This is a genomic window from Nocardia puris, from assembly GCF_003315035.1.
Lineage (GTDB): Bacteria > Actinomycetota > Actinomycetes > Mycobacteriales > Mycobacteriaceae > Nocardia > Nocardia puris.
Window position 1 is genome coordinate 134,403 of the sequence record NZ_QNRE01000016.1, and the last position, 13,485, is coordinate 147,887.

General features: G+C 70.5%; 10 protein-coding genes. 3 read left to right on the plus strand and 7 right to left on the minus strand.

Features of this window, described 5'->3' with window-relative positions; all coding sequences use genetic code 11:
* The first annotated feature begins 18 nt into the window (after nt 1–18).
* Nucleotides 19–1,401, plus strand: coding sequence for a DUF1731 domain-containing protein (locus DFR74_RS29820; RefSeq protein ID WP_084538094.1), 1,383 nt, complete (start codon nt 19–21; stop codon nt 1,399–1,401).
* Nucleotides 1,402–1,885: 484 nt separating this feature from the next.
* On the opposite strand, the gene DFR74_RS29825 is transcribed toward DFR74_RS29820, so the two are convergent.
* Nucleotides 1,886–2,311, minus strand: coding sequence for a hypothetical protein (locus DFR74_RS29825; protein ID WP_195124693.1), 426 nt, complete (start codon nt 2,309–2,311; stop codon nt 1,886–1,888).
* A 55-nt stretch (nt 2,312–2,366) separates the two neighbouring features.
* The gene (gene pcrA, locus DFR74_RS29830) at nt 2,367–4,940 is read right to left on the minus strand and encodes a DNA helicase PcrA (RefSeq protein ID WP_067513369.1); all 2,574 of its coding nucleotides are present in this window, start codon (nt 4,938–4,940) and stop codon (nt 2,367–2,369) included.
* A gap of 366 nt (nt 4,941–5,306) precedes the next feature.
* Here pcrA and DFR74_RS29835 point away from each other — a divergent pair, with 366 nt between their 5' ends.
* Nucleotides 5,307–5,606 (plus strand): chorismate mutase, encoded by a 300-nt coding sequence (locus DFR74_RS29835; protein WP_067513367.1) that lies wholly within the window; start codon nt 5,307–5,309, stop codon nt 5,604–5,606.
* Nucleotides 5,607–5,729: 123 nt separating this feature from the next.
* Here DFR74_RS29835 and DFR74_RS29840 read toward each other — a convergent pair whose 3' ends face one another.
* Nucleotides 5,730–7,184 (minus strand): NAD-dependent succinate-semialdehyde dehydrogenase, encoded by a 1,455-nt coding sequence (locus tag DFR74_RS29840; protein ID WP_195124691.1) that lies wholly within the window; start codon nt 7,182–7,184, stop codon nt 5,730–5,732.
* 108 nt (nt 7,185–7,292) lie between these two features.
* Here DFR74_RS29840 and pgi point away from each other — a divergent pair, with 108 nt between their 5' ends.
* Nucleotides 7,293–8,930 carry a glucose-6-phosphate isomerase gene (gene pgi / locus DFR74_RS29845; protein ID WP_067513365.1) on the plus strand — a complete coding sequence of 546 codons (1,638 nt, stop codon included), beginning with the start codon at nt 7,293–7,295 and terminating at the stop codon, nt 8,928–8,930.
* Nucleotides 8,931–9,278: 348 nt separating this feature from the next.
* Here pgi and DFR74_RS29850 read toward each other — a convergent pair whose 3' ends face one another.
* The 4 genes from DFR74_RS29850 to DFR74_RS29865 form a co-directional block, all read right to left on the minus strand.
* Nucleotides 9,279–9,851, minus strand: a complete 573-nt coding sequence (locus tag DFR74_RS29850) for a potassium channel family protein (protein ID WP_084538093.1) — start codon at nt 9,849–9,851, stop codon at nt 9,279–9,281.
* 545 nt (nt 9,852–10,396) lie between these two features.
* The gene (locus DFR74_RS29855) at nt 10,397–11,056 is read right to left on the minus strand and encodes a nucleoside/nucleotide kinase family protein (protein ID WP_324192245.1); all 660 of its coding nucleotides are present in this window, start codon (nt 11,054–11,056) and stop codon (nt 10,397–10,399) included.
* Nucleotides 11,057–11,230: 174 nt separating this feature from the next.
* Nucleotides 11,231–12,853, minus strand: coding sequence for an acyl-CoA dehydrogenase family protein (locus DFR74_RS29860; RefSeq protein ID WP_067513360.1), 1,623 nt, complete (start codon nt 12,851–12,853; stop codon nt 11,231–11,233).
* Complete coding sequence (locus DFR74_RS29865) at nt 12,840–13,472, minus strand: TetR/AcrR family transcriptional regulator (protein ID WP_067513358.1); 633 nt, start codon at nt 13,470–13,472, stop codon at nt 12,840–12,842. Before DFR74_RS29865 ends, DFR74_RS29860 begins: the two co-directional genes overlap by 14 nt.
* Nucleotides 13,473–13,485: the final 13 nt, after the last annotated feature.

The window sequence follows — 13,485 nt, forward strand, 5'->3', positions numbered from 1 at the left end:
CGCATTAGCGTCGCCGATATGGCCGGTACAACGACGTACACCCAATTCCTCGCGCTGCCACCGGAAATCGTCTGGCGGGTGGTGGGCGATCCCGCGCGATGGCCGGAATGGAATCCCGCCGTCGCTTCCGTGCGCCTGCGCGGCCCGCTCGCGGTCGGCGCGGAAGGCGACTATCTGCCGCGCGGGCGGTTCGTCGGCGCGCTGCACGGGCGCACCGCGCCGCCCTTCACGATCGCCGCCCTCACCCCCGAGCGCGAACTCACCCTCGAACAGCCCGAACCCGCCGGTCGCATGCGCCTCACCTGGCGGATCGAGCCCGTCGACGGCGGCACCCAGCTCACCCAGGAGCTGAGCTTCACCGGGCCGTCCGCGCCCGCCGCCCGCGCCATCGTGGCGCGGCTGCTCGAACACGAACCCCGCGTCTGCTTCGCCCGCTTGGCGCTGCTCGCCGGCATCGCGCCCGCCGCGGGAGCGCTCACCACCGTCATAGCGGGCGGCAGCGGTGCGCTGGGCCGCCAACTCGCCGCCGACCTGGTCTGCCGTGGGCAGCGGGTGGTGATCCTGACCCGTCGGCGCGATCCGGGCCTGCCGTTCGACCAGGCCGAATGGGACGGCCTCACCGTCGGGAAATGGGTTGCCGCCCTGGAGAATCCGGGCCCCACCGCGATCGTGAATCTGGCGGGCAAGCTGGTGGACTGCCGCCCGACCGAGCGCAATATCGCCGAATTGCGCCGCAGCCGTGTGGATCCCACACGTGCCCTGGTCGCGGCCGCCGCGTCGCTGCCCGCGCCGGTGGACCGGTGGATCCAGGCGAGCACCACCGCGATCTGGTCGGACGCGGGCGAAACCCGGTGCACCGAAACGACTCCGCTGCCCACCGGGCTGCCGCAGATGACCGGTGTGGCCGAGCCGTGGGAGCGCGCCGTCGAGGGCGCGAACACCGATCACCTCACGATCCTGCGCACGTCCATCGTGCTGGACCCGCACGCGCCCGCGCTGCGGCGGCTGTGCCAGCTCACCAAGGCCGGGCTGGGCGGCCGCGTGGGGCCCGGCGACCAGTGGTTCAGCTGGATTCACGTCGAGGACTGGCTCGCCGTCGTCCGCGCCGCCCTCGGCCTGGACCCGGCGCTGACCCTCCCGAGCGGAATCCTGGTGGCCGCCACCGATTTCCCGGTCCGCAACCGCGACCTGATGGCCGCCCTGCGCCGCCACCTCCACCGCCCACCGGCACCCCCGACCCCCGCACTCCTCCTGGCCCTCGGCGCCGTCCTCCTCCGCAGCGACCCGGCCCTCGGCCTCACCGGCCGCCACGCCACCTCCACGGTCCTGCGCGAAGCCGGCTTCGAATTCCGCTACCCAGATTTGGATTCGGCCCTCACCGACCTACTCCCCCACCGCTGACGGCGCCACGGCACAACAAGCTCGGCCGCAGACCCCGGACGATTCCGAGCGGAGACACGGACAGCGCCGCCGATCGCTCTCCGGCGCACGGAGACGCGCCAACGCGCGGCCCCAACGCAACCACTCCATTCACCCCGCCCGACAACATCTTCCGAGCGAAGCGAGAACAGAACTACAGTTCGCAGCCGTCCCCAATCGCGGCCGGCCATCGAGACCTTGCCCGAACCGACCCACGTAGCTGGACCGAGCACCGTAGCGAGGCGAACCGGGCCTCGGGATCGGTGGCAGCGAGTCGTAGCGCGCCAGCAGCGGTCCGGACTCCGGGCCGGGCAGTGCGCCGAGATACCCGGGCCTCCTCGCGGCGATCCAGCGCGGCGAAGTTCGGCTCACCGCGGACCTCAGCGCACGACGGCGCCAGGCCGCGCCCGCGACATCAATGCACAGCAGCGCGCCACTATGGCTCGGCCAGCGACAGCCCCACCCCTCACGGCGCGGCGGCGACCGCCAGCCCGATCAGCGCCACCACTTTCCCCACTTCCAACCCGATGTACCAGAAGTGGGCGTGGGAGCGGGGTAGGTCTTCGCCGGCCAGGACGCGGTCGGAGCGGCGGGTGAGGACCGGGCGGACGAGCAGGATCTGGGCGGCGAGGAGGCCCACGGCCACCAGCAACCACACCCAGGTGGCAGCGGGGAGGCCGAGGATCAGGCCGGCGGCGACGAGCACCACGGCGAGCACGACCTCGACGGTGTTCAGCGCGCGGAACACCAGGCGGCCGATGCCGAGGCCGAGCGGCAGGGTGATTCCCGGCGCGCGGAACTTCAGCGGCGCCTCCAGGAACGAGATGGCCAGGACCATGCCGAGCCACACCATGGGGAGGAACCACACGAGATGCTGAGCGAGCCTGTCCACGCGCTGGACGCTACCGCCTGCCCACGGTGTGCGGCAGGGACCTACGGCCCTTGCGTCAGAGCTTGACCAAGGTCCGGCTGTACTGCGGAATCAGCCGGATCTTGCCCGCCGTGCCGAAGTCGATGGTGACCGTGGCCAGCGGGCCGAACCCGTCGGCGGAGATCACCCGGCCCAGGCCGTACTTGTCGTCGCTCACCCTGTCGCCCACTGCCAGCACCAGATCGGTGTTATTGCGCTTGGCCCCGCCCGGCGCGGGGCGGCGCGGGCCGCGATCGCGCACACCGGGCCGCTGCTCGGCCCAGCCGTCGCCGCGCGTCCAGTCGCGCTCCAGCCCGTCGTCCTCGCCGCGGCGGCGGATGCCGCGCGTGGCGGGCGAGGGTTCCAGCCTGCGCCAGTCCATCAGGTGCCCGGGAATCTCCTGCAGGAACCGGGATTCGGGATTCGACACCGGCTGCCCCCACCCGGACCGCACCACCGCGCGCGTCAGGTAGAGCCGCTGCCTGGCCCGGGTGATGCCCACGTAGGCCAGGCGCCGCTCCTCCGCCAGTTCGGTGGGGTCGCCCAGCGCCCGCATGTGCGGGAACTGCCCGTCCTCCCAGCCGGTCACGAACACCACGGGGAATTCGAGGCCCTTCGCGGTGTGCAGCGTCATCATCGTGACCACGCCCGACCCCTCGTCCGGGATCTGGTCGGTGTCGGCCACCAGCGACACCCGCTCCAGGAACGCGGCCAGCGAACCGGGCTCCGGCTCGCCGTCGGCGAGTTCGGGCAGGATGCCCTCCTCCCGCGCGGCGACCGCGTTGTTGTACGCCTCGGAGCTGAATTCCCGTGCGACGCTGACCAATTCGTTGAGGTTGTCGAGCCGCGCGCCGTCTTGAGGGTCGTCGGAGCCCTCCAGTTCGGCGCGGTAGCCGGTGCGGTCGAGCACGGCCTCCACCACGTTGCCCACATCGGGGAAGTCGGTGTCGGCGCGCTCGCCCGCCGCCCTGATCTCCTCCAGCAGGTCGAGGAAGCCGGCGATGGCCCGCTGCGCGCGGGTGTTGAGCAGCGCCACCTTCCCGTCGGCGGCGTCGCGCAGCGCGGCGGCGAACCCGATCTCGCGCTGTTCGGCGTGCACCGCGACGCACGCCTCGGCGCGGTCGCCGATACCGCGGCGCGGGGTGTTGAGGATGCGGCGCAGGCTCACCGCGTCGTCGGGGTTCTCCAGCACGCGCAGGTAGGCGACGATGTCGCGCACCTCCTTGCGCTCGTAGAACCGCACGCCGCCGACCACCTTGTAGGGCAGCCCCATGCGGATGAAGATCTCCTCCAGCGCGCGGGAGTTGTTGTTCGTCCGGTAGAACACCGCGACATCGCCGTAGTTGGCGTCGCCGGTGTCGACCAGCCGGTCGATCTCGCGCGCCACGAACGAGGCCTCGTCGTGCTCGTTGTCGGCCACGTACCCGACGATCAGATCGCCGTCGCCGGAGTCGGTCCACAGCCGCTTCTCGCGCCTGCCCTCGTTGCGGGAGATGACCGCGTTGGCGGCGGAGAGGATGTGCTGGGTGGAGCGGTAGTTCTGTTCGAGCAGGATGGTCTCCGCGTCGGGGAAATCGCGCTCGAACTCCTCGATATTGCGGATGGTCGCGCCGCGGAAGGCGTAGATGGACTGGTCGGCGTCGCCCACCACGCACAGTTCGCTCGGCGGCACGCGGGGCGCGTCGGCGGGGGCGTCTTCATCCTCGCCCAGGGCGGCGGCCGCGCCCGCGTCGGCGTCGTCGGCACCGGAGGCGTCGGCGTCGGGACGGGCGGTGTGATGGCCGACCAGTTCGCGCACCAGGACGTACTGCGCGTGGTTGGTGTCCTGGTACTCGTCGACCAGCACGTGCCGGAACCGGCGCCGGTAGTACTCGGCGACCTGCGGGTGGTTCTGCAGCAGCGCGACGGTCTCGCCGATCAGGTCGTCGAAATCGAGCGCGTTCGCGGCGCGCAACCGGCGCTGATATTCGGCGTAGACCCGGGCCACCAGGGCGGGCAGTTCGGATTCGTCGGATTCCGCGTCGGCGGCCGCCTGTTCCGGACCGATCAGTTCGTTCTTCAGATTCGAGAGGGCCGTCGCCAGCAGCCGCGCCGAGTATTTCTTGGTGTCGATGTCGAAGTCGCGGCTGATCATGGTGAGCAGCCTGCGCGAATCGTCGGCGTCGTAGATGGAGAAATTGGAATTCATTCCCGGCAGCAGCGCCGCCTGCATGCGCAGGATGCGCACGCAGCTGGAATGGAACGTGGACACCCACATGGTGTTCGCGCGTGGCCCGACCAGGCCGATGACGCGTTCGCGCATCTCGGCGGCGGCCTTGTTGGTGAACGTGATGGCCAGGATCTGACCGGGCGTGACGCCGCGGGCGGCCAGCAGGTAGGCGATGCGGCGGGTGAGCACGGCGGTCTTGCCCGAGCCCGCGCCCGCGACGATCAACAGCGGCGAGCCGGTGTGGATCACCGCGGCCCGCTGCTGGGGGTTGAGCCCGTCGAGCAGGCGCTCGGCCTCGCCGGTCTGCTCGCGGTCCCGCTCGGCGCGGCGCGCGGCCTCGTCGGCGCGGCGCTGAGCGCGCGCGGCCAGGGATTGCGTCTGGGGAGCCACCGTGATGTCCATTGCCCATCCACGCTACCGGCGGGCACCGACACACCTGAAGCCCCCGGTCAGGTGCGGCCCGCCGGCTACCTTCCAGTGAACACCCGGAAGCGGTTCGGCGCCGCGAATCCGCCCGACCCGTTCTCAGCAGATTCACAAAAACTCGTGTTTTGCTTCGGTTGGCACGCGTGGCAGACTGGCCACATGATCAGCGTTGCCGCGACACGATCGCTCCGGTTACCAACCGGATATCGGTATCGCGGATTCCGTAGCTGACCGCACGCTGCTGGGGGGACTATGGATTGCCCACCAGGTCTGTTTCACGGTGAAAGAACCGGACGGTAACGCGTGACGCGTGACAACCGATCCACGTTCTGACACGAGGAGATGAATATGAGCACCCCTGCCACGACTACCGGGTCCGACGCGGCATTGCCGCAGACCGAAGCGGAGATCGACAAGCTCCGCAAGGAGATCGATCGGCTCGATGCCGAGATCCTGGCCGCCATCAAGCGCCGGACCGAGATCTCCCGGTTGATCGGCCGGACCCGGATGGCGTCGGGCGGGCCGCGGCTGGTGCACAGCCGCGAGATGAAGGTGCTGGAGCGCTTCAGCGAGCTCGGCCAGGAGGGTCACACCCTCGCCATGCTGCTGTTGCGCTTGGGGCGCGGTCGCCTCGGCCACTGACCTCGTGTTCCCAGCCGGCGCACGGCTGAACGAACCTCGCGGTGGCCGAGAGTCCACCGCCTCCCACAGGCCGCCCCGGGTGAAGTCCCCCGGGGCGGTCCTTCCATTTCGCGCGCGCCCCGCTCAGGTCAGCGCGATGTACTTGGTCGAGAGGTATTCCTCGATGCCCTCGATGCCGCCCTCGCGGCCGAAGCCCGAGGCCTTGACCCCGCCGAACGGCGCGGCCGGGTCGGAGATCACCCCGCGATTCACGCCGACCATGCCCGTCTCCAGTCCCTCGGCCACCCGCAGCGCCCGGTCCAGATCGCGCGTGTAAACGTAGGCGACCAGGCCGAATTCGGTGTCGTTGGCGGCGGCCAGCCCCTGCTCCTCGGTGTCGAATCCGACGATCGGCGCGACCGGGCCGAATACCTCCTCGCGCAGGATCCTGGCCTGCGGCGGCACGTCGGTGAGCAGGGTCGCCGGGTAGAACCAGCCCGGTCCGCCGGGTGCCTTGCCGCCGAGGCGCACCTGCGCGCCCGCCGCCACGGCGTCGTCGACGAGTTCGCTCACGGTGGTGAGCTGGTCCTCGTTGATGAGCGGCCCGAGGGTGGTGGACGGGTCGGCGCCGGGGCCGAGCACCACCGAATCCGCCATGGCCTCGGCCAGTTTCGCGGTGAACTCCTCCCGCACGCCGTTCTGCACGTGGAAACGGTTGGCCGCGGTGCACGCCTCGCCGCCGTTGCGCAGCTTGGCCAGCATCGCGCCCTGCACGGCCGCGTCCACGTCGGCGTCGTCGAACACCACGAACGGCGCGTTGCCGCCGAGCTCCATGGAGGTGCGCAGCAAACCGTGGGCGGACTGCTCCACGAGCTTGCGGCCGACCTCCGTGGAGCCGGTGAAGGTGAGCTTGCGCAGACGCGGATCGGTGAGCAGCGGCGCGGTGACGGCACTGGACCGTTTGGTGGTGATCACGGAGAGCACGCCGTCGGGCAGTCCGGCCTCCGAGCACAGCTTCGCCAGCAGCAACATCGTGAGCGGCGTTTCCGAGGCCGGTTTCACGATCATGGTGCAGCCCGCCGCCAGCGCGGGACCGATCTTGCGCGTCCCCATGGCGAGCGGGAAGTTCCACGGCGTGATGGCCAGACAGGGACCGACCGGCTGCTTGTGCACCATGATCCGCCCGGTCCCCGAGGGCGCGTGCAGGTAGCGCCCGTGTACCCGCACCGCCTCCTCGCTGAACCAGCGGAAGAACTCGGCGCCGTAGCGCACCTCGTTGCGGCTCTCCGGCAGCGCCTTGCCCATCTCGAGGGTCATCAGCAGCGCGAACTCCTCGGCGCGCGCGGTGATGCGCTCGTAGACGGTGCGCAGGATCTCGCCGCGTTCGCGCGCGGGCGTGGCGGCCCACTGCTCCTGCACGGCGACCGCCGCGTCGAGCGCGCGCACCGCGTCGCCCGGAGCGGCGTCGGCGACGTGGACCAGCACCTCGCCGTCGGCGGGATTGCGCACCGGGAAGGTGGCGCCCCCGTCCGCCTCGACGGGTCCACCGATCCACAGCTGCGTCGGCACGGATTCGAGTAGTTCACTCATCGACACCATGTCCGCCAGCCTAGGCCGCGCGGGCTCGCGCGCGGCCGGGAAATCCGGACACCCGAATGCGCGCCCGCACCGTGCGCGCGGCCGCCGGGGTGAGTACCCTCGGCGGACGTGAGCAGCGACATCACCGCATCGGCGGCCTGGCGGAAACTGCACGATCACTTCGGCGCCGTATCCGGGCGGCACCTACGCGAGATCTTCGCCGAGGACCCGGAGCGCGGCCGTGCGCTGACCGTCCGGGTGGGCGATCTGCTCATCGACTACAGCAAGCACCGTGTCACCAGGGAAACCCTGCACCTGCTGGTCGAATTGGCGCGCGAGGCCGGGGTCGCCGAGCACCGCGACGCGATGTTCGCGGGCGCCCACATCAACACCTCCGAGGACCGTGCGGTCGGGCACGTCGCGCTGCGGCTGCCCGCGGGCGAGTCGATGACCATCGACGGCGCCGACGCGGGCGCCGAAGTGCACGAAGTCCTGCGCAGGATGGGCGAATTCACCGATTCGCTGCGATCGGGCCGGTGGCGCGGCGCCACCGGTGCGCGCATCTCGACAGTGGTGAACATCGGCATCGGCGGCTCGGATCTGGGGCCGGTGATGGTGCACGGCGCGCTGCGCCACTACGCCGACGCCGGCATCGACGCCCGGTTCGTCTCGAACGTCGACCCGGCCGATCTGGTCGCGAAACTGGCGGGCCTGGACCCGGCGACGACGCTGTTCATCGTTGCGTCCAAGACGTTTTCGACGCTCGAGACGCTCACCAACGCCACCGCCGCACGGCGCTGGCTGGTCGCGGCGCTGGGCGAGGACGCCGTGGCCAAGCATTTCGTCGCGGTGTCCACCAACGCCGAGCGGGTCTCGGCATTCGGGATCGACACCGCCAACATGTTCGGATTCTGGGACTGGGTCGGCGGCCGCTACTCGGTGGATTCGGCCATCGGGCTGTCGGTGATGGCGACCGTCGGCAAGGAGCGTTTCGCGGAGTTCCTGGCCGGAATGCACGCCGTGGACACGCATTTCAGGACCGCGCCGTTCGAGGAGAACGCGCCGGTGCTGCTCGGCATGCTCGGCGTGTGGTACTCGAACTTCTTCGGCGCGCAGTCGCGGGCGGTGCTGCCGTACTCGAACGATCTGGCGCGCTTCCCCGCCTACCTGCAGCAGCTCACCATGGAGTCCAACGGCAAGTCGGTGCGCGCCGACGGCACGCCGGTCCCCACCTCGACCGGGGAGATCTTCTGGGGTGAGCCGGGCACCAACGGCCAGCACGCCTTCTACCAGTTGCTGCACCAGGGCACCCGCCTCATCCCGGCCGACTTCCTCGGATTCGCCCGCCCCACCGACGATCTGCCCACCCGCGACGGCACCGGCAGCATGCACGACATCCTGATGAGCAACCTGTTCGCGCAGACCAAGGTGCTCGCGTTCGGCAAGACCGCCGAGGAGATCGCCGCCGAGGGCACGCCCCCGCACCTGGTGCCGCACAAGGTCATGCCCGGCAACCGCCCCACCACCACCATCCTCGCGCCCCAGCTCACCCCGTCGGTGGTCGGCCAGCTCATCGCCCTCTACGAACACCAGGTCTTCGTGGAGGGCAGCGTCTGGGGGATCGACAGCTTCGACCAGTGGGGGGTGGAGTTGGGTAAGCAGCAGGCGCTTACGTTGGAGCCGTTGTTGACGTCGGCCGAAGATCCTGAGCCGCAGGGGGATTCGTCGACGGATGCGTTGATTCGATGGTATCGGGAGAATCGCTGAGGGTTCGTGTCGGTGGGCCGGTCCGTGGGTTGCGTGACGGCGGGCCGGCGAATGTCCGCCCGGTCACGTCGACGCGGTTCGCGAGCCTGTAGCGCGTGGGGGTCCGTAGGAGGGGGATCGTGTTGCGGGGGCTCGCGCACGCCCGCAGATAATTCTCGGCGAACTGCGAACTGCAGGCAGCAGGCAGCAGGCAGCGAAGGGCAGGCAGCAGGCGGAGCACGATCCGATCCGCTGGGCGATCACGCTGAGCGTGTTCGAGGCGGGGGCTTGGCCCGGTGGCGAGTCGGAGTCGTGCCGTGAGCCCGCACAACCCATCGAATTCGCACATCGCCGCGAGAAGCCGCGCGGTCAGTCCTCGGTCTTCTCCGTGCCCCCGTCGTCGGGAATCTGCGCGGTGATCTCCTCGGTGGCGTTGTCGACGCGGTGGGTGATGCTGGTGGCGATGATCGCCAGGAGAGTGCCGATCACGACGAGGTCGAACACGATCTGGATCATGGTGGCGATGCGGGCGACCTGGCCGATGGCTTTGACGTCGCCGTAGCCGACGGTGCCGAGCGTGACGATCGTGTAGTACAGCGCGTCGGTACGGGTCTGCAGGCCCTCGAACTGGCCGGGGTACTCGGTGGCCAGGCGGTAGTAGAACAGGGCGAACACCACCACCACCGCGCACAGCAGCAGCAGCACGGCGTCGATCCGCTGCCCGGTGGCGCCCGGGTCGTGCAGGTAGCGCCCGATGCGCCGGAACGCCATCCACAGCAGGCCCACCGCTCCCGCCAGGAATCCCAGCAACCACAGCAGTTGCCCCGCCCAGTTGGCGGGATCCCACTCCAGCGGGATGCCGTAGAACACCAGAATCGCGCAGACCAGCGCCGACGCGGTGCGCACCGCGTACACACGCCCGGACACCCGCCGTCCCGCCATCGGCCCATGATCGCCCGGGGAGGCCGTACACAACTCACCCGAACCGGGTGAAAGATCGGGGGTACCGGACGGCCCCACGTCACCGCCGCTGGATCGGGCGCGGAGACCCGCGAGCGCACCCGGCGGTCTCGGACTCCGCCGCGATCTCATTCGATGTCGATCGCGCCTGCGCACGCGCCCGGTGAGCGCACCGCACACGGTGCGCCCGTATGAGTCGCCCCGCGCGGGTCCGATGCGGAGGACAGCTGCTGATCTGACGGGGCCGCGCTCACCAGATGGAGAAACCCCTGCACGGTGGCCCCGGGGCATCCTGCCAATCGACTCGACGAACCCTGGGGTGCGGACCGCGATCATGCCGCTGCCGGGCGCATTTGGTCGATCGGCTGGGCGCTGAGCTGTGCCGGCTAGCTGAAACATGGTCGCGGTTGCGCGCATGGGAGCAGATCCGGTGGGTCCCGCGCGGAGAGCCCGAGGGACTCGGCCCCGGCGCGGCCACCACGCCATTCACTCGGCCGGCGCGCTGGGCAATGGCGTGGGCCGCGACGTCAGCCGCCCACCACATACCCACCGTCGTCCGCGCGCAGGATCAGGTCGGCCCGGGACCGGGTCAGCGCGACCAGGTCCGCGTTGCGGAGGTCGCTGTCGGCCACTTTGGCGCGCGCCGCGTCGGGGGTGCGGCCGCCGAGGAGGTGGCGGTCGAGCAGACGACGTTCCAAGTGATCACGGTCGGCGTCCAGATACCAGCACTCATCGAGCTCCGCGCGCACCGCCGCCCACGGACCGTCCTCGAGCAGCAGATAGTTGCCCTCGACAACGGCGACGCGCTCAGCGCGGAAGACAACCCCGCCCGGGGTCGGCTCGTCCAGCGCGCGATCGAACGTCGGCCAGGGCACGGGCTCACCGAGCGGCGTCCCGCGCAACCGCCGCAGGTTCACGACGAACCCGCCGGCATCGAACGTGTCGGGCTCCCCCTTGCGCTCCACCATGCCCGCGGCCCGCAACACCGCATTCGACAGGTGATACCCATCCATCGGCGCGATCCCCGCCACCGACCCACCCAGCCCCGCGCACAACCTCTGCGCCAACGTCGATTTCCCCGCCCCCGGCGGCCCCGCGATCCCCAGCACATACCGACGCCCGAGCACCGCATCCGCGCGCTCCACCACCCGCCGAACCAGCACCCCGATCGACACACCCTCCACCACCCGGCGAATCTACCCGACGGTCCACGTTCACCGACCTTCCGGCGAACACCTACCTCAACGAATGGCTCCCCTGCCAACCACTCCACCGAACAACCACCACCAAGCAGCTTGGATTGCTCACGCCCACGACCCAGCGGGCCGCGCTGATCGGAGAACGACCGGGCAGGCTCCGGGTCAGCTCACGAAGGCGCGTTCGATGATCGCGGCGGTGTCGACGCCCGTGGGAAGGGTGCCGAAGGCGATGCCCCAGTCCTCGCCGAGGCGGGTGGCGCAGAAGGCGTCGGCGATGGCGGCGTGGCCGTGCCGGACCAGTTGCGCGCCTTGGAGGACGAGCGCCATCAGTTCGACCACGCGACGGGCGCGGTATTCGATGTCGGAGAGGTCGGCGAGTTCCTTGCCGACGCGGGTGATGGCGTCGTCCAGGCGCGGGTTCTCGCCGCGGGCCAGCGACACTTCCTCGAAGTACGCCTCCACGGTCTCGGGCTGACGGCCCATGGCGCGCAACGCATCCAGCGCCGCCACATTTCCGGACCCTTCCCAGATCGACATCAGCGGCGCCTCCCGGTACAGGCGCGGCATCCCCGATTCCTCGGCATATCCGTTGCCGCCCAGGCATTCCAGCGCCTCGGCACTGTGCGCGGGGGCGCGCTTGCACACCCAGTACTTGGTGACCGCGAGCGCGATCCGCCGCAGCGCCGCCTCGGCCGGATCGGTACCGGCACGATCGGTGGCGCCCGCGAGCCGCATCATCACGGTGGTGGCGGCGTCGGATTCGATCACCAGGTCCGCCAGCACGTTTCGCATGGCGGGCTGGTCGATCAGCTTGGCGCCGAACGCTTCCCGGTGCCGCGCGTGATGCACGGCGTACACCGTGCTCGCGCGCATGTTGGTGGCCGAGCCGATCACGCAGTCCAGGCGCGTCATGTTGACCATCTCGATGATGGTCTTCACGCCCGCACCTTCCGCGCCGACCAGCCAGCCGAGCGCGTTCTCGTACTCGATCTCGGAGGAGGCGTTGGACTTGTTGCCCAGCTTGTCTTTCAGCCGCTGGATGCGGATCGGGTTGCGGGTGCCGTCGGGCAGCACGCGCGGCAGCAGGAAGCAGGACAGGCCGCCGGGCGCCTGCGCCAGCGTGAGGAACATGTCCGACATGGGCGCCGAGGTGAACCACTTGTGCCCGACGATGCGGTAGCTGCCATCGGGTTGCGGTGTGGCCGTGGTGGTGTTGGCGCGCACGTCGGAGCCGCCCTGCTTCTCCGTCATCGACATGCCCGCGATCAGGCCCGCCTTGGTCGTGGGTTCGCGCAGTCCGAAATCGTAAGTGCGCGAGGACAACAGCGGCTCGAAGCGCGCGGCGAGTTCCGGGTTGTGCCGCAGCGCGGGCACGATCGCGTAGGTCATGGAGATCGGGCACATGTGCCCGGCCTCGGCGGTGCCCCAGGTGAAGAACTTCGCGGCGCGGGCGGTGTGCGCGCCGCGCCGCTCGTCGCTCCACGGCGAGCCGTGCAGACCGTGCGCGACAGCGACATTCATCAGATCGTGCCAGTGCGGATGGAACTCGACCTCGTCGATGCGGTGCCCGTACCGGTCGTGGGTGCGCAGCACGGGCGGGTACTCGTTGGCGAGCCTGCCCCACTCCTGCGCGGCGAAACCGCCTGCGAGCGCGCCGAGTTCGCGCACTTCGGCCTCGGCCCAGCCGGCGCCCTCGCGGTGCAGTCCCTCGAGCAGCGCGGGGTTGCGCGCCGCGTCGAACGGGACGATGGTCGGTACCTGGTTGAACACCTCATGCGTCGGCATCGGGCTCTCCTGTCCGGGTGGGGTTCGCGGCCACGCCGAGTGCGCGCGTGGCGAAGGTGACGAGGTCGGGGACCACGGATTCGGCGTGCGGCGCGGCGGCCAGCGGGCCGACCAGCACCTCGCCGATCGCGCCGACCAGGGCGGCGGCGGTGACGCGCGGGTCCTGCGGCGGCAGTGTGCCCGCGGCGACGCCCGCCGCGACCGCCGATTCGAAGGCGGCGGCGAAGGCGCGGCGGAAGTGCAGGCGCTCGGCGTCGACCACGGTGTCCACCGGTTCGACCAGCAGCACGTACGCCAGCTTCGGATTCTTCAATGCGCGCCCGGCGAAGGTCTCCACGGCGGCCGTGACCCGCTCGACGGCCTCGCCGCGTTCGGCGGCGGCCGTGACGGCGGCGACCTCGCGCGCGACCACCTTGCGGAAGACCGCGGTGACCAGCGCCGACTTGCCGTCGAAGTGCTTGTACACGGTGCCGGTGGCGATGCCGGCCCGTTTGGCGACGGCCGCCATCGACAGGCCCGCGAAACCGTCCTCGGCGAGGACGCGCGTCGCGGCCTGCACGATCACCTGCTCCTGCGCGTCCAGCCGAGCCTGGACGGCGGGGGTTCTGCGGTACGCCACCCAAGAAGTGAAT

Coding starts and splice junctions, on each gene's coding strand:
- DFR74_RS29840 (WP_195124691.1), bottom strand. CDS start 7,184: ATGGTGTCGATGAGTGAACTACTCGAATCCGTGCCGACGCAGCTGTGG.
- DFR74_RS29860 (WP_067513360.1), bottom strand. CDS start 12,853: ATGCCGACGCATGAGGTGTTCAACCAGGTACCGACCATCGTCCCGTTC.
- pcrA (WP_067513369.1), bottom strand. CDS start 4,940: ATGGACATCACGGTGGCTCCCCAGACGCAATCCCTGGCCGCGCGCGCT.
- DFR74_RS29820 (WP_084538094.1), top strand. CDS start 19: ATGGCCGGTACAACGACGTACACCCAATTCCTCGCGCTGCCACCGGAA.
- DFR74_RS29835 (WP_067513367.1), top strand. CDS start 5,307: ATGAATATGAGCACCCCTGCCACGACTACCGGGTCCGACGCGGCATTG.
- DFR74_RS29850 (WP_084538093.1), bottom strand. CDS start 9,851: ATGGCGGGACGGCGGGTGTCCGGGCGTGTGTACGCGGTGCGCACCGCG.